We start from the raw sequence: 16,236 nt of genomic DNA on the forward strand, positions 1-16,236 counted from the left end.
CTTGCACCGTTTAAAGCGGGTCATTACAGTGTTTGTTTTGTCGACGAGGCCCTGCCATGAGCTCCTCCATGAAGAGCCACGATCGGAATGCCGTGCTGTCGTGCGGTCGTCACCGCCTCGATATCTCCTACCCGCGGGTAATGGGCATCCTCAACGTTACCCCGGATTCGTTCTCCGACGGTGGCAATTTCGATGTGCTCGATGCCGCCCTTGCCCACGCCGAAACGATGCTCGCCCAGGGCGCGGCGGTCATCGATATCGGCGGCGAGTCGACGCGTCCCGGCGCAGCGGCGGTATCGGAGCAGCAGGAGCTGGATCGGGTCGTGCCAGTCGTGGAAGCGCTGGTACGCGAACTCGACGCGCTGGTCTCGGTGGATACCAGCAGTCCGGCGGTGATGCGCGAGGTGATCGGCCATGGTGCGGGCATGATCAACGACGTGCGGTCGTTGCGCCGCCCGGGAGCGCTCGAAGTGGCGGCGGCCAGCGGCTTGCCGATATGTCTGATGCATATGGTCGGCGAACCGGGCGACATGCAAACGGCTACTGACTATGCTGAGCCTATCGAGCAGGCCGTCGCCAATTTTCTCGAGGCACGGGTTGCCGAATGCGAGCGGGCCGGCATTCGACGTGAGCGGCTGATCCTCGACCCGGGCTTCGGCTTCGCCAAGACCGTTGGCCAGAATCTGCGGTTGCTCAACAGGCTGGATGTGCTCAGCGACTTCGGCTTGCCGTTGCTTGCCGGGATGTCGCGCAAGAGCATGATCGGCAAGGTCCTCGATCGTCCGGTCGAGGAGCGCCTGCCGGGCGGCCTGGCCCTGGCTTCCTTGGCGGTCGAGCGTGGCGCTCGGCTGCTGCGCGTCCACGATGTAGGGCCCAGCGTGGATGCCATCAACATGACTTGGGCCGTGCTACAGGAAGATGCTGACCGATGACGCGACGCTACTTCGGGACCGACGGTATTCGTGGCACCGTCGGTGAGTACCCGATCACCGCCGACTTCATGCTCAAGTTGGGCTGGGCCATGGGGCGCGTGCTGGAGCGCAAGAACCGCAATGCCAAGGTACTGATCGGCAAGGACACGCGTATTTCCGGTTACATGTTCGAGTCGGCGCTGGAGGCCGGCCTTTCGGCTGCCGGGGTCGACGTCGCGCTGCTCGGACCGATGCCGACCCCGGGGATTGCCTACCTGACCCGGACCTTTCGCGCCGACGCCGGCATCGTCATCTCGGCCTCGCACAACGCCTTTCAGGACAATGGCATCAAGTTCTTTTCGGCCGAGGGCACCAAGTTGCCCGATGCCATCGAGGCGCGTATCGAGGATGAACTCGAGAAATCCCTCGAGACGGTGTCGGCGGACCGCCTGGGCAAGGCCGTGCGCATCAGTGATGCGGCGGGCCGCTACATCGAGTTCTGCAAGTCGACGGTGCCCAAGCGGCTGAGCCTGACGGGGCTCAAGGTCGTGCTCGATTGCGCCCATGGAGCGACCTACCACATCGCCCCCAGCGTGTTTCGAGAACTGGGCGCCGAGGTCAGTCTGCTGGGCGTCAGTCCCGACGGACTCAATATCAACCAGCAGGTAGGCTCGACGCATCCGGCGTCGCTGCGCGCGGCGGTGATCGAGCGAGGCGCCGATATCGGCGTGGCCTTCGACGGCGACGGCGACCGGGTGGTCCTGGTCGATGCCGACGGTCGCGAGATCGACGGTGACGACATCCTCTACATCATTGCCCGCGATCGCCACGAGCGCGGCGTGCTGGGCGGCGGCGTGGTCGGTACGTTGATGAGCAATTTCGGCCTCGCCGCGGCCATGGAGTCGCTGGACATTCCCTTCGAGCGGGCCAAGGTCGGCGATCGTTATGTCATGGAGTGCCTGATGGCCAATGACTGGCAGCTGGGCGGCGAGTCTTCCGGCCACATCGTCTGCGGCCACGTGCAGAGCACCGGCGACGGCATCGTGTCGGCGTTGCAGGTGTTGGCGATCATGGTCTCCCGCGGCTGCTCGCTGACCGCGCTGCTCGATGGCTTCGAGAAGGCGCCGCAGGCGCTGGTCAACGTGCGACTCACCGAGGGCACCGACAAGCAGGCGCTGCTCGAGAGCGAAGCATTGCGCCGCTCAGTGGCCGCGGTGGAGGGCGAACTAGGTGATTCAGGACGGGTATTGCTGCGCGCCTCGGGGACCGAGCCGCTGATCCGGGTGATGGTCGAAGGGCGTCCGCGCTTCGATGTCGCGGCCTTGGCGCAGCGCATCGCCGCGGACGTCGAGACGCTCATGGCCTGAGGCGCGATGCCGGTTGTCTTGACCGGGCCGCTCCTATACCATCTTGCACCACTCCGAGAAAGGGGCTCACCATGCGCATGCCGCTGATCGCCGGCAATTGGAAGATGAACGGATCCCTGACACTGATCGAGCAGTTCGGCGAGGCCTTCGCGGTGGCCGGATTATCGCCCTCAGTGGAGGTGGCTCTGTTGCCGCCGTTCCCCTACCTGCCGGCCGCGCAGGAGGCACTCGGCGCGACGCCGGTCGTGCTCGGCGCGCAGACGCTCAATCCGCAGAGTTCCGGCGCGCATACGGGTGAAGTCAGTGGCGGGATGCTCAAGGAGTTCGGGGTCGAGTACGCGCTGGTTGGCCACTCCGAGCGACGCCAGCTGTACCGCGAGGACGACGAGGCGGTCTATGATCGTCTGCTTGCGGCGCTCAGCGCGGATATCCGCCCCGTCCTGTGCGTCGGTGAGACGCTCGAAGAGCGCGATGCCGGCCGCACCCGCGATGTCGTGCTGCGCCAGGTCGGTCATGTCATGGCGAGGCTGGAGCCGCAACAGCGCGCCCGGGTGACGATCGCCTACGAGCCGGTGTGGGCCATCGGCACTGGTCGCACCGCCACTCCCGAGCAGGCCCAGGAGGTCATGGCGGCGATTCGCGAGTACCAGGCCGGCTTCGATCGCGATTTGGCGGCCGGCCTGCGCCTGCTCTATGGCGGCAGCATGAATGCCGGCAACGCGGCCGAGTTGTTGTCGCAACCCGATATCGACGGCGGCCTGGTGGGCGGAGCTTCGCTCAAGGTCGACGATTTTATAGCCATCTGTAAGTCAGCAGGTTAACCATGCAAGCCATCATTCTCATGATTCACGTGGCGCTAGCCATTGCGCTGGTCGCGCTCATTCTGCTGCAGCAGGGCAAGGGCGCCGAGGCCGGCGCTTCCTTCGGTGGCGGCGCCTCGCAGACCGTCTTCGGCTCGCGCGGCAGCAGCAGCTTCCTGGCCACGCTCACCGGGGTGCTGGCCGCGGCCTTCTTCGTGACCTCGCTGGGGCTGGCCTATCTGGCTTCTTCGCAAGCCGATAGCGCGCCGGACGTGGGAATACCCGACGCCGAGGTGGTCGAGCAGCAGAAATCGGTGCCAACCCTTGACGACAGCAGCGATCAGCAGCATAATGCTGCGCCAGCGCTCGAGGAAGAAGGGCAGTGATAGCTGTGCCCCTGATGCTCGAGTAGCAGTAATAAGCCAAGCGAAATCGCGGAAAATGAGTCGCTTGGCCTTGAACGGAAGGCAGTTGCAGGATTATTTTCTGCCTCTTGTTCGCCCCTGATGCCGAAGTGGTGGAATTGGTAGACACGCTATCTTGAGGGGGTAGTGACCTTATGGTCGTGGGGGTTCAAGTCCCCCCTTCGGCACCATCTGGACACCGCTCGAAGCGGTCGCTCAGAAGCACGATTGGCTGGACATGGCGATCTGCTCGCTTCCTTGACCGGACAGTGAGCGAGTTCCTATAATCGCCAACCTATGATGCGGGGTGGAGCAGTCTGGTAGCTCGTCGGGCTCATAACCCGAAGGTCGTCGGTTCAAATCCGGCCCCCGCTACCAAGTTTCTTGTGAAAGGCCCCTTCCTTATGAAGGGGCTTTTTGTTAGCAGCCTGATTTTGGCCATCTGAGTTGTTGACACTAACGCCAATCAGCCACCTAGCTTTCCTCTTTACTCCTGGGTCAGGTGCCTGATGCAACTGCTGTAGGAGCCTTCATCTGTGGCAAACAAGCACGCTGCGTTGAACGCACTCATCGAGCCAGTGGTCACGGCCATGGGCTTTGAGCTTTGGGGGATCGAACTGTTGCCCCAGGGCAAGCAATCCCGGCTGGTGGTGTACATCGACAGCCCGGCGGGTATCACGGTCGATCACTGTGCCGACGTCAGTCGTCAGATCAGCGGGGTGCTCGATGTCGAGGATCCGGTTCCCGGCAAGTACCAGCTCGAGGTGTCGTCACCCGGGATGGACCGTCCCTTGTTTGATCTTGAGCAGTTCGCGCGCTTCAAGGGACATATGGTATCCCTGCGCTTGCGGGCGCCCTTCGAAGGGCGCCGCAAGTTCAAGGGATTGCTGGCGGGCGTCGAGAATGACGAGGTGCTGCTGCAGCTCGACGGCGAGGAGTACTGCTTTCCCATCGATGGCATTGAACAGGCGCGGATCGTGCCGCAGTTCGGTGCATGAGGACTGGTTTTCTGGCGAGGCTTAAGGCATGAGCAAAGAGATTCTGCTGGTCGTTGATGCGATCTCGAACGAAAAGGGTGTACCCCGCGACGTAATCTTCGGCGCGGTCGAGGCGGCATTGGCCAGCGCATCACGCAAGCGTTTCGAAGGTCAGGAAGCGAGTGTACGCGTGCAGATCGATCGTGCCACCGGCGACTATGAGACGTTTCGTCGCTGGGTGGTGATCGAGGACGACGAATTCGAGAATCCCGATGCCGAAATCAAGCAATCGTACGCCGAGCGGCGCGATCCGCCGCTGACGCTCGGCGATGTGGTCGAGGAGCGCATCGAGAACGCGGCCTTCGGACGCATCGCGGCGCAGACCGCCAAGCAGGTCATCGTGCAGAAGGTCCGCGAGGCCGAGCGCTCCGAGATCGTGCGGCACTACGCTGAACGCGAAGGCGAGCTGATCGCCGGGATCGTCAAGAAGACCACCCGCGATGGGCTGATCATCGACCTGGGCGACAACGCCGAGGGCTTCCTGCCGCGCAGCGAGATGATCCCCGGTGAGCGTTACCGGCTCAACGAACGGGTCCGCGCGCTGCTGTGGAAGGTCGACGCCGAAGCCCGCGGCTCGCAGTTGATCCTGACTCGCACGCGCCCCGAGCTGATCATCGAGCTGTTCAAGATCGAGGTGCCGGAAATCGCCGAGCAGCTCATCGAGATCAAGGGCGCGGCTCGCGACCCGGGCTCACGGGCCAAGATCGCGGTCAAGACCAACGACAAGCGCATCGATCCCGTCGGTGCCTGCGTCGGGATGCGCGGTTCGCGTGTCCAGGCCGTATCCAACGAGCTGCGCAACGAGCGCGTGGACATCATCCTCTGGGACGACAACCCGGCCCAGCTGGTGATCAATGCCATGGCGCCGGCGGATGTGGCCTCGATTCTCGTCGACGAGGACACCCATGCCATGGACGTCGCCGTCGCCGAGGACAATCTGGCCCAGGCTATCGGCCGTAGCGGGCAGAATGTTCGCCTGGCCAGCGAGCTGACCGGCTGGGCACTCAACGTGATGACCGAAGACGAGGCCGAAGGCAAGCGTGAGCAGGAAGTCGACACGCTGGTCGAGTACTTCATCAATCATCTCGAGATCGATGATGAGCTGGCTCGGATCCTGGTCGACGAGGGTTTCACCTCGCTCGAGGAGATCGCCTACGTGCCGCTCGAGGAAATGCTGGAGATCGAAGAATTCGACGAGGACCTGGTAGAAGAGTTGCGCGCACGCGCTAAAGACGAGCTGTTGAACCTGGCAATCGCTTCCGAAGAGGCACTCGACGGCGCTCAGCCCGCCGAGGACCTCCTCGAGATGGACGGCATGGATCGTCACCTGGCTTTCACTCTGGCCAGTCGTGGCATCGTCACCATGGAAGATCTTGCCGAACAATCTGTCGATGACCTCAAGGACATCGAGGATGTAAACGAAGAGCGCGCCGCGGCACTGATCATGACCGCCCGTGCGCCCTGGTTCGAGAGTCAAGAGTAACTAGGTCACGGGCTCAGGAGGGTCGTAATGGCAGAGATGACAGTTAAGGATTTTGCAGCCAAGGTGGGGCGTGAAGCGCCCCGCCTGCTGGAACAGATGCAGGAAGCCGGGCTTCCCCACAAGGCGGAAGGCGATGCGGTGTCCGAAGAGGACAAGCAGCGCCTGCTCGATCACCTTACCCAGAGCCATGGCGGCGGCCAGGCACCGAAGAATCGCGTCACCCTGACGCGCAAGACCAAGAGCCGCATTCGCTCGGGCGACGGTCGCGGCAAGTCCATCGAGGTTTCCGTTCGCAAGAAGCGTACCTACGTCAAGCGCGAGGAAACCGAGGAGCCGGCGGCGCAGACGCCCGAACAGGGCCCGCGTCAGCTGGTCGGCGACATGGCCGATGCCTCACAGGCGCGCGAGCAGGCGGAACGCGAAGCGCAGGCCAAGGCCGCCGAGGCTCAGTCGGAAACTTCGGGCGCCGAAGTGCCGGCAACGCCCGATAACAGCGCCCAGGCGGAAACCACCGCGCCGGCCGCCGACGAGATCCGCTCCGAACAGGGCCTGGCCGCTGGCGAGCCGCCCGCGGAGCCGATCGTCGAGGCGCCGCCCAAGGAGCCGCGCAGCGACAACCGCCGCGCCAATCCCAAGAAGGCGGCCGCCAAGAAGGATCGCGACACCAGTCGTGACGAGGATCGTGAGGAGCGCGCCGAGCGCCGTCGCGGCGGCGGCAAGAAGGTCAAGCGTGCCGAGCGGCGCGGCAGCCGGCGTGGCGGCCGCGACAGCGGCGGTGGCGGCGGTGGCAAGCACAGCTTCCAGCGCCCGACCCAGCCGATCGTGCGCGAAGTGGCGATCCCCGAGTCGATCAGCGTCGCCGATCTGGCCGACAAGATGGCGATCAAGGCCAACGAGGTCATCAAGGCCATGTTCACCATGGGCGCGGCGGTGACCATCAACCAGACCATCGACCAGGACACCGCGGCGATCGTCGTCGAGGAGATGGGCCACAAGCCCAAGCTGGTCAAGGACGACGCGCTGGAGACCGAAGTCCTCGAGGGTATCTCCTACGAGGGCGAGGAGATCACGCGTTCGCCGGTGGTCACGGTGATGGGCCACGTCGATCACGGCAAGACCTCGCTGCTCGACTACATCCGCCGTACCAAGGTCGCCACCGGCGAGGCCGGCGGCATCACCCAGCATATCGGCGCCTATCACGTCGAGGACCAGCACGGCGGCGTGACGTTCCTCGACACCCCGGGCCACGCGGCGTTTACCGCCATGCGTGCCCGCGGCGCCCAGGCGACCGACGTGGTCATCCTGGTGGTTGCGGCCGACGACGGCGTGATGCCGCAGACCATCGAGGCGGTCGAGCACGCCAAGGCGGCCGAAGTGCCGCTGGTGGTCGCGGTCAACAAGATCGACAAGCAGGGCGCCGATCCCGATCGGGTCAAGAACGAGCTGTCGCAGCATGGGGTGATCTCCGAGGAGTGGGGCGGCGATACCCAGTTCGTGCACGTCTCGGCCAAGACCGGCGAAGGCATTGATGCACTGCTCGAGGCGGTACTGCTGGTCTCCGAAGTGCTCGAGCTCAAGGCCGTTCCCGCGGCGCCCGGCAAGGGCGTGGTGGTCGAGTCGCGGCTCGACAAGGGACGCGGTCCGGTGGCCACCGTGCTGGTTCAGAATGGCACCCTGAAGAAGGGCGACATCGTGCTGGCCGGCCTGCACTACGGCCGCGTCCGCGCCTTGACCAACGAGCTCGGCAAGCAGGTCGACGAAGCCGGCCCGGCGATGCCGGTCGAGATCCAGGGCCTGGACGGCACGCCCGAAGCCGGCGAGGACTTCATGGTCCTGGCCGACGACAAGAAGGCCCGCGAAGTCGCCAACTTCCGTCAGGGCAAGTACCGCGAGGTGCGCCTGGCACGTCAGCAGAAGGCCAAGCTCGAGAACATGTTCTCGCAGATGGGCCAGGACGAGGTGGCCAAGGTCAACATCGTTCTCAAGGTCGACGTGCAGGGTTCGCTGGAGGCGATCCGTGGGGCGCTCGAGGAGCTTTCCACCGGCGAGGTCGAAGTCGCCGTGGTGTCCTCGGGAGTCGGTGGCATCACCGGCACCGACGCCAACCTGGCGCTGGCTTCCGACGCCATCCTGGTCGGCTTCAACGTGCGTGCCGACGCCGCCGCTCGCGAGATCGTCGAGCGCGAAGGGCTGGACCTGCGCTACTACAGCGTCATCTACCAGTTGGTGGATGAGGTCAAGCAGGCGATGAGCGGCATGCTGGCGCCGGAGTGGAAGGAAGAGATCGTCGGTATCGCCGAGGTCCGCGACGTCTTCCGCGCGCCCAAGATCGGCTCGGTGGCCGGCTGCATGGTCATCGAGGGCAGCGTCCATCGCCACAAGAAGATCCGCGTGTTGCGCGACAACGTGGTCATCTACGAAGGCGAGCTGGAATCGCTGCGCCGCTTCAAGGATGACGTCAGCGAAGTGCGTAACGGCATGGAGTGCGGTATCGGCGTCAAGAACTACAACGACGTCCAGGTCGGCGACAAGATCGAGGTCTTCGATCAGGTCAAGGTCGAGCGCAGCCTGTGACGAACGTTGTGGCGAAGTCCGTGACGCAGCGAGGAGTGTGAGCCGATGCGCGAGTTCAAGCGTACCGACCGGGTGGCCGACCAGCTCCAGCAGGAGTTGGCGGTGCTCATCCAGCGCGAGATCAAGGATCCGCGACTGGGCATGGTCACCGTCAGTGGCGTGACCGTCAGTCGTGACCTGGGCTACGCCGACGTCTACGTCACCCTGTTGGGCGACGACGATGCCGAGCGGATCAAGGAGAACCTCGCGGTACTCAAGCGTGCCGGCGGTTTTCTGCGCAGCCAGATCGCGCGGCGCATCAAGCTGCGCCACGTGCCGGAACTGCGCTTTCACTTCGATGAGAGCGTGGTTCGCGGACACCGGCTGTCGTCGCTGATCGACGAGGCGGTCGAGACCGACCGGGCGCGTCACAGCGACGATGACGAGCGGGGCAGCGAACGCTGATGGCGCGTCGTCGCCGCGGCTTGCCGATCGACGGCGTGCTGTTGCTGGACAAGCCTCCGGGCGTTTCCAGCAACCATGCCCTGCAGCGTGTGCGCCGGCTGTTCCAGGCGCAGAAGGCGGGGCACACCGGTACGCTCGACCCGATGGCCACCGGGCTGTTGCCGGTGTGCTTCGGCGAAGCGACCAAGTTCTCGTCGTATCTGCTCGAGGCCGACAAGGTCTATCGCACCTACGTGCGCCTCGGTGAGATCACCGACACCGGCGATGCCGACGGCGAGGTGATCGAGCGGCGTCAGGTACCGGTGCTCGAGGCGGCCGACATCGAGCGGGTGCTGGTCGACTTCCGTGGCGAGATCGAGCAGGTTCCACCGATGCATTCGGCGCTCAAGCATCAGGGCAAGCCGCTTTATCAACTGGCCCGCGAAGGCAAGACGATTACGCGTGCGCCGCGCCGCGTGACGGTTTACGATACGCGGCTGGTCGGCTGTGAGCCGGCGGGTTTCGAACTGGAAGTTGCCTGCAGCAAGGGCACCTACATTCGCACGCTGGCCGAGGACATCGGTGCGGCGCTGGGCTGCGGGGCGCATATCAGTTCGCTGCGCCGGCTCAGGACCGGCCCTTTCCAGGCCGCCGACATGTTCGATTTCGCGGCGCTGGACGGCGAGTCGGCAACCGCCGAGCGCGAGCAAGCACTGTTGCCGATGGACGTGCTGGTTGCGCACCTGCCGCGCCTGGACGTCGATGACGCCACCGCGCAGCGCGTGCTCCACGGTCAGCGGGCGCAGCTTGATACCATCGGGCTGGCCAACGACAGCCTGGTTAGACTCTATCGCGACGCGGCCTTTCTGGGTCTGGTCGCGGTAACGGCGGCAGGGGAGATCGCCCCGCGCCGCCTGGTCGCCACCGCCTAACCGCGGCTGGCGGCTCTCGCCACTGGGCTTCAGTGGCGCGACCCTGGAGACTGCAAATATGCGTGGTCTCCGACATTCAATGCTCAGGCATATTGCTTACTGGAGAGACAGATGGCTTTGACCGCTGAAAAGAAGGCCGAGATCGTCAACGAATACGGCCGTGGTGACAACGACACCGGTTCCCCCGAGGTTCAGGTGGCGCTGCTGAGTGCCAACATCGATGGCCTGCAGTCGCACTTCAAGACCAACAAGCAGGACCACCACTCGCGTCGTGGTCTGATCCGCATGGTCAACCAGCGCCGCAAGCTGCTCGACTACCTCAAGCGCAAGGACTTGGAGCGCTATCAGTCGCTGATCCAGCGTCTGGGCCTGCGCCGCTAAGCAAGGCCTGCCCGCGGATGATTACTGAACAAGCAACCCCACGGGGTTGCTTGTTCTTTTATGGGGGTGCGGTAGCCCTTGACCCTGTGAACTCCTAAAATGGTCGCCGAGTCAAAAAGACCCAAACATGAAACAGACAAGTTGAAGGAAGTCACCGTGAATCCGGTCAAAAAGACATTCCAGTACGGTCAGAGCACCGTTACCCTCGAAACCGGGCGTGTCGCCCGTCAGGCCACCGGCGCCGTGCAGGTCACCATGGACGGCGCGGTGGTGCTGTGCACCGTGGTCGCCAAGAAGGACATCAAGCCCGGGCAGGACTTCTTCCCGCTGGCGGTGTTCTATCAGGAAAAGACCTACTCGGTGGGCAAGATCCCCGGTGGCTTCTTCAAGCGCGAAGGCCGCCCGACCGAGAAGGAAACGCTGACCTCGCGGCTGATCGACCGGCCGATTCGTCCGCTGTTCCCCAAGGGCTTCATGAATGAAGTCCAGGTCGTCTGCACCGTGCTGTCCGCCGACCGTAACCAGGACCCGGACATCGCCGCGATGCTCGGCACCTCGGCGGCGCTGGCAATCTCCGGCGTGCCGTTCAGCGGGCCGATCGGCGCCGCACGCGTGGCCTTCACCGAGGATCGCGGCTACTTCCTCAACCCCAGCGTCGAGGAACTGGCGGTATCCGAGCTCGACATGGTCGTCGCCGGCACCGACAAGGCCGTGCTGATGGTGGAATCCGAGGCCAAGGAGCTGCTCGAGGACGAGATGCTCGGCGCGGTGCTCTACGGTCACCAGGAAATGCAGGTGGCGATAAGCGCGATCAACGAGTTCGTCGCCGAGGCGGGCAAGCCCAAGTGGGACTGGCAGCCGGCGACGGAAAACGCCGCGCTCAAGGAGGTGCTGGCCAGCGGCTTCGAGAGCAAGGTCGGCGAAGCCTACCGGATCACCGACAAGATGGCGCGCCAGGATGCGCTCGGCGAACTCAAGCGTCAGGCGGTGGAGCAGCTGGCCGGCGATGGCGAAGGTCAGTTTGATGCCGACGAGGTGGGCGGCGCCTTCGCCAGTCTCGAGAAGCGCGTGGTGCGCCGCCGGGTGATCGACGGTGAGCCGCGCATCGACGGCCGCGACCACAAGACCGTGCGCCCGCTGGACATCGAGGTCGGCGTGCTGCCGCGCACCCACGGCTCGGCACTGTTCACCCGCGGCGAGACCCAGGCGATAGTCATCGCCACGCTGGGCACGCTGCGCGACGCCCAACTGATCGAGTCGCTGGAAGGCGAGCGCAAGGATCGCTTCCTGCTGCACTACAATTTCCCGCCGTACAGCGTCGGCGAAGCCGGCTTCATGGGCGGGCCCAAGCGGCGCGAGATCGGTCATGGCCGTCTCGCCCGGCGCGGCGTCCAGGCGATGCTGCCGAGCGACGAGGAGTTCCCCTACACCATTCGCGTGGTGTCCGAGATCACCGAATCCAACGGCTCGAGCTCGATGGCCTCGGTCTGCGGCTCGTCGCTCGCGCTGATGGACGCCGGGGTGCCGCTCAAGGCGCCGGTGGCGGGCATCGCCATGGGCCTGGTCAAGGATGAAGACAGATTCGCCGTGCTCACCGACATTCTTGGCGACGAGGACCACCTCGGCGACATGGACTTCAAGGTGGCTGGTTCGGCGGAAGGCGTCACCGCGCTGCAGATGGACATCAAGATCGAGGGCATCAACGAAGAGATCATGGAGACCGCCCTGCAGCAGGCGCACGAAGCGCGCCAGCATATCCTCGGCGAAATGAACCGGGTGATCTCGCAGAGCCGCGAGGAGGTCTCGGCCAACGCGCCGTCGATGGCGACCATCAAGATCTCGCCGGACAAGATCCGCGACGTGATCGGCAAGGGCGGGGCGACGATCCGCAAGATCTGCGACGACACCGGCGCGTCCATCGATCTCGACGATGACGGTACCGTGCGCATCTACGCCGAGGACAAGGCGGCCGCCAAGCGTGCCATCGACACCGTGCTGGGGATCACCGCCGAAGCGGAAATCGGCAAGCTCTACAAGGGCAAGGTGGTGCGGATCGCCGACTTCGGGGCGTTCGTCAACTTCATGCCGGGCACCGATGGGCTGGTGCATATCTCGCAGATCGTGCCCGAGCGGGTCAACGACGTGCGCGATTTCATGAACGAAGGCGACGAAGTCATCGTCAAGGTGCTCGACATCGACAACCGCAACCGCGTGAAGCTGTCGATCAAGGAGATCACCACCGAAGAGAAGGAAGCCTTCGAGGCGAGCCTGGCCGAGGCCGAGTAACGCGCCGGCCAAGCCTGGGCCGGAGCAATCCGGCCAGGCTCGTCAGACGGGCAATGAAACGGCCCATCCGCCAAGCGGATGGGCCGTTTTTTATCGCCCGCCGCGTCGACCCGGGAACGAGTGCGTGCCTGTCAGCGGCACAGCGTCTCGAGCGCCTCGATCAGGCTGTCCATCTCATCATCGGTGCCGACGCTGATGCGCAAAAAGTCGCGCAGTGCCTCGCTATTGAAATGACGCACCAGGATGCCGCGCTCACGCAGTCCGCCGAACATTTCGCCAGCGTCGAGGCGCCGGTGCCGAGCAAGCAGGAAGTTGGTCTGCGACGGTAGCACTTCGAACCCCAGCCCATCGAGCTGGCGCCGGGTGCGCTCGCGGGTGGCGATCACCCGTTCGCGGCAGGCCTCGAAGTGCTCGCGATCGGCCAGTGCCGCGATGCCCACGGCGCTGGCCAGGCTGTCGATGGGATAGGAGTTGAAGGAGTCCTTGACCCGCTCGAGGCCCTCGATCAATTCGCGCGAACCGAACGCATAGCCCAGTCGCAAGCCGGCCAGACTGCGCGACTTGGAAAATGTGCCGATCACCAGCAGGTTGGGGTGCGCTTCGATCAGCGGGACCGCACTCTCGCCGCCGAAGTCCACATAGGCCTCGTCGACCAGCACCACGCGATCGCCGACCTGCTCGAGCAGCCGGGCAATGGCCGCCCGCGGGTGGCCATGGCCGGTGGGGGCGTTGGGATTGGCGAAGACCACCCCGCCGCTGTCGGCGGCCAGGGCAGCGAGTGGCACCTGCCAGTGATCGTCGAGCGCCAGCGTCCGGTAGCGAATGTCATAGAGCCGGCAGTAGACCGGATAGAAGCTGTAGCTGATGGCCGGCATCAGCAGCGGCCGCGACTGGCGGAAGAAGGCCTGGAAGGCCAGCGCCAGGACTTCGTCGGAGCCGTTGCCGACGAAGACCTGCTCGACCTCGAGGCCCTGCTCGCGGGCCAGTGCCTCGCGCAGGGCCCGCGATTCGGGGTCGGGATAAAGGCGCAGATGATCGGCGGGGAACTCGCGCAGCACCCGCTCCACGGCTGGGGCCGGCGGGTAGGGATTCTCGTTGGTGTTGAGCTTGACCAGCCGTTCACGTGGCTGCTCCCCGGGGACGTACGGCGTCAGCTCGCGGACTTCCGGGCTCCAGAACTTGCTCATGGTGTCTCGATATCGTGATCACTAAGGAGTCGGGTAGCGCTTCGAGATGCTGCTTCGAGCGCACGCTTCGCAACAGTGCTTCAAGTTGGTTGTCTCGAGGTGTTGCTCGAAATGGTGCTTCGGTCGAGATGGTGCTTTGGTCATGGTGACGCGCCGGGGCGAGCCGCGCAAGCCGCGGCATGCTAGGCTGCCACTCTTTGTCTGCCGAGTCATGAGCATGCTGGCCAAGATTCTGTCGACCCTGCTGCCGGTGTTCCTGATCGCCGGCTGCGGGACGCTCTACGGGCGCTTTCGGACCCCCGACATTCGCAGCCTCAACACACTCAACATGGAGCTGTTCGTGCCCATGCTGGTGTTTGCGGTGCTGGCCGATCGCCAGGCACCCCTCGAGGAGTACGCCAGCTTGGCGCTGGCCGCGGGGCTGATCGTGCTCGGCTCTGGGCTATTGCTGTGGCCGCTGGCGACGCTGCTCAAGCTCAACCGGCGTACCTTCCTGCCGCCGATGATGTTCAACAATACCGGCAACATGGGCATCCCGCTGCTGGTGCTGGCGTTTGGCGAGGCCGCGCTGCCCGCGGCGGTGGTAGTGTTCATCGTCGAGATGCTGCTGCATTTCTCGGTAGGGCTGTACATGCTCGACCCGCGCACCCCCTGGTGGCGCCTGTTGCGAATGCCGATCGTGCTCGCCAGCCTGGCCGGGTTGGCGGTCAACCTGAGCGGTATCCACTTGCCGGGCTGGCTGCTCGAGGCGCTCGACATGCTCGGCGGCGTGAGCATTCCGCTGATGCTGTTCGCGCTCGGGGTGCGCATGCTCGATGTCGACTTCAGTGACTGGCGGATGGGCGTGCTGGGCGCCGTGGCCTGCCCGGCGAGCGGTTTGTTGCTGGCCTGGCCGTTGCTCGCCTGGCTCGACCTGTCGGGCCTGCAGGCGGCGACGCTATGGGTCTTCGCGGCACTGCCGCCGGCGGTGCTCAACTACCTGGTGGCCGAGCAGTACCGCCAGGAGCCGCATACGGTCGCCTCGCTGGTGCTGATCGGCAATCTCGGCAGCCTGGTGGTCATGCCGATCGTGCTGGCGATGCTGTTTGCCCAGGGCGCCGGCTGATCGGAAAGCGCGACGCTATCCGCCAGAAACGACGACGCCAGCGGCCTGGGCCGCTGGCGTCGTTCTGCTGAAGTTACCGCTTCGGCGTTAGCGCTCGATGGCCAGCGCCACCCCTTGCCCGCCACCGATGCACAGCGTCGCCAGACCCTTCTTGGCATCGCGGGCGATCATCTCGTGGAGCAGCGACACCAGCACGCGACAGCCCGAGGCGCCGATCGGATGGCCCAGCGCGATCGCGCCGCCATTGACGTTGATCTTGCTGACGTCCCAGCCGAGCTCCTTGTTGACCGCCATGGCCTGGGCGGCGAAGGCTTCGTTGGCTTCGACCAGGTCGAGATCGTCGATGCTCCAGCCGGCTTTTTCCAGGCAGCGCCGCGTGGCGGGTGCCGGACCGAGGCCCATGATCGCCGGGTCGACGCCGGCGTTGGCGTACGCCTTGATGTGGGCCAGCGGTTCCAGGCCCAGTTCGCGGGCCTTGTCGGCGGAGCAGATCATCGCCACCGCGGCGCCGTCGTTGATCGACGAGGCGTTGCCGGCGGTGACCCTGCCATCCTTCTTGAAGGCGGGCTTCATGGTGCCGAGTTTCTCGGCGGTGATGCCGGCACGCGGCCCCTCGTCGGTGGCGAAGCTGACCGGATCGCCTTTGCGCTGAGGGATCTCGATCGGCACGATCTGGCTGTCGAAGCGCCCCGATTCGATGGCGGCGCTGGCGTTCTGCTGGGATTGGGCGGCAAATTCGTCCATCTGCTCGCGGGTGATGCCGTATTTCTCGGCGAGATTCTCGGCGGTGATGCCCATATGATAATCATTGAAGGCATCCCACAGGCCATCGTGCACCATCGAGTCGATGGCCTTCCAGTCGCCCATGCGCTGGCCGATGCGTGAATGCGGCAACAGGTGAGGCGCCAGCGACATGTTCTCCTGACCGCCGGCGAGAATCAGCTCGGCATCGCCGCAGCGGATCGCCTGGGTTGCCAGATGCAGCGCCTTGAGCCCCGAGCCGCAGACCTTGTTGATCGTCATCGCCGGCACGCCTTCGGGCAGGCCTGCACGGATCGATGTCTGACGGGCGGGGTTCTGCCCGCAGCCCGCGGTGAGGACCTGGCCGAGCAGGACTTCGTCGACCTGCTCGGGGGCGACGCCGGTATTCGCCAGAATATCCTGAATCACTTTGACGCCCAGCTCGGTGGCAGGAATGCCGGCGAGCGAGCCGCCGAAAGTGCCGATAGCGGTGCGGCGCGCCGCGACAATGACCACGTCTTGCATGTGAGACTCCTTGATACGAGGCGAACGGGTACCTGTTCAGCATAGGAGACCCGAGCGCGTGACGACAATCGTCAAGCAGG

14 protein-coding genes and 2 tRNA genes are annotated in these 16,236 nt (G+C 64.8%); 14 read left to right on the forward strand and 2 right to left on the reverse strand.

The window, feature by feature from the left end; all coding sequences use genetic code 11:
- Nucleotides 1-68 precede the first annotated feature (68 nt).
- From folP to pnp, 13 genes are all read left to right on the forward strand, one after another.
- Complete coding sequence (folP, locus tag R6258_RS17360; RefSeq protein WP_318452990.1) at nucleotides 69-932, forward strand: dihydropteroate synthase; 864 nt, start codon at nucleotides 69-71, stop codon at nucleotides 930-932.
- A complete protein-coding gene (gene glmM / locus R6258_RS17365; RefSeq protein ID WP_318452992.1) occupies nucleotides 929-2,278 on the forward strand; it encodes a phosphoglucosamine mutase in 1,350 nt (449 codons plus the stop codon). The genes folP and glmM overlap by 4 nt, the downstream gene beginning before the upstream one ends.
- 71 nt (nucleotides 2,279-2,349) lie before the next feature.
- Complete coding sequence (tpiA, locus tag R6258_RS17370) at nucleotides 2,350-3,099, forward strand: triose-phosphate isomerase (protein WP_318452994.1); 750 nt, start codon at nucleotides 2,350-2,352, stop codon at nucleotides 3,097-3,099.
- A 2-nt stretch (nucleotides 3,100-3,101) separates the two neighbouring features.
- A complete protein-coding gene (gene secG, locus R6258_RS17375) occupies nucleotides 3,102-3,464 on the forward strand; it encodes a preprotein translocase subunit SecG (RefSeq protein WP_318452996.1) in 363 nt (120 codons plus the stop codon).
- Between the two features lie 122 nt (nucleotides 3,465-3,586).
- Nucleotides 3,587-3,673 (forward strand) — tRNA-Leu (locus R6258_RS17380).
- A gap of 110 nt (nucleotides 3,674-3,783) precedes the next feature.
- Nucleotides 3,784-3,860: transfer RNA gene (locus R6258_RS17385), tRNA-Met, on the forward strand.
- A gap of 158 nt (nucleotides 3,861-4,018) precedes the next feature.
- The gene (gene rimP / locus R6258_RS17390; RefSeq protein ID WP_318452998.1) at nucleotides 4,019-4,480 is read left to right on the forward strand and encodes a ribosome maturation factor RimP; all 462 of its coding nucleotides are present in this window, start codon (nucleotides 4,019-4,021) and stop codon (nucleotides 4,478-4,480) included.
- Between the two features lie 28 nt (nucleotides 4,481-4,508).
- The gene (gene nusA / locus R6258_RS17395) at nucleotides 4,509-6,002 is read left to right on the forward strand and encodes a transcription termination factor NusA (protein WP_318452999.1); all 1,494 of its coding nucleotides are present in this window, start codon (nucleotides 4,509-4,511) and stop codon (nucleotides 6,000-6,002) included.
- A 27-nt stretch (nucleotides 6,003-6,029) separates the two neighbouring features.
- Nucleotides 6,030-8,576, forward strand: a complete 2,547-nt coding sequence (gene infB, locus R6258_RS17400; protein ID WP_318453001.1) for a translation initiation factor IF-2 — start codon at nucleotides 6,030-6,032, stop codon at nucleotides 8,574-8,576.
- Between the two features lie 45 nt (nucleotides 8,577-8,621).
- The gene (gene rbfA, locus R6258_RS17405; protein ID WP_318453003.1) at nucleotides 8,622-9,020 is read left to right on the forward strand and encodes a 30S ribosome-binding factor RbfA; all 399 of its coding nucleotides are present in this window, start codon (nucleotides 8,622-8,624) and stop codon (nucleotides 9,018-9,020) included.
- Nucleotides 9,020-9,931 carry a tRNA pseudouridine(55) synthase TruB gene (truB, locus tag R6258_RS17410; RefSeq protein ID WP_318453005.1) on the forward strand — a complete coding sequence of 304 codons (912 nt, stop codon included), beginning with the start codon at nucleotides 9,020-9,022 and terminating at the stop codon, nucleotides 9,929-9,931. Before rbfA ends, truB begins: the two co-directional genes overlap by 1 nt.
- Before the next feature lie 111 nt (nucleotides 9,932-10,042).
- Entirely contained in the window at nucleotides 10,043-10,312 is a 270-nt protein-coding gene (gene rpsO, locus R6258_RS17415) for a 30S ribosomal protein S15 (protein WP_318453007.1), read from the forward strand.
- Between the two features lie 156 nt (nucleotides 10,313-10,468).
- Nucleotides 10,469-12,598 carry a polyribonucleotide nucleotidyltransferase gene (gene pnp / locus R6258_RS17420; protein WP_318453009.1) on the forward strand — a complete coding sequence of 710 codons (2,130 nt, stop codon included), beginning with the start codon at nucleotides 10,469-10,471 and terminating at the stop codon, nucleotides 12,596-12,598.
- Between the two features lie 131 nt (nucleotides 12,599-12,729).
- Here pnp and hisC read toward each other — a convergent pair whose 3' ends face one another.
- The gene (gene hisC / locus R6258_RS17425) at nucleotides 12,730-13,785 is read right to left on the reverse strand and encodes a histidinol-phosphate transaminase (RefSeq protein WP_318453011.1); all 1,056 of its coding nucleotides are present in this window, start codon (nucleotides 13,783-13,785) and stop codon (nucleotides 12,730-12,732) included.
- Between the two features lie 217 nt (nucleotides 13,786-14,002).
- On the opposite strand from hisC, the gene R6258_RS17430 reads away from it, so the two are divergent.
- A complete protein-coding gene (locus tag R6258_RS17430) occupies nucleotides 14,003-14,890 on the forward strand; it encodes an AEC family transporter (RefSeq protein ID WP_318453013.1) in 888 nt (295 codons plus the stop codon).
- 87 nt (nucleotides 14,891-14,977) lie between these two features.
- On the opposite strand, the gene R6258_RS17435 is transcribed toward R6258_RS17430, so the two are convergent.
- Nucleotides 14,978-16,156: an acetyl-CoA C-acetyltransferase gene (locus R6258_RS17435; RefSeq protein WP_318453015.1), complete on the reverse strand. Its 1,179-nt coding sequence runs from the start codon at nucleotides 16,154-16,156 to the stop codon at nucleotides 14,978-14,980.
- Between the last annotated feature and the right edge of the window lie 80 nt (nucleotides 16,157-16,236).

This window comes from Halomonas sp. HP20-15, assembly GCF_033446685.1.
Taxonomy (GTDB): domain Bacteria; phylum Pseudomonadota; class Gammaproteobacteria; order Pseudomonadales; family Halomonadaceae; genus Modicisalibacter.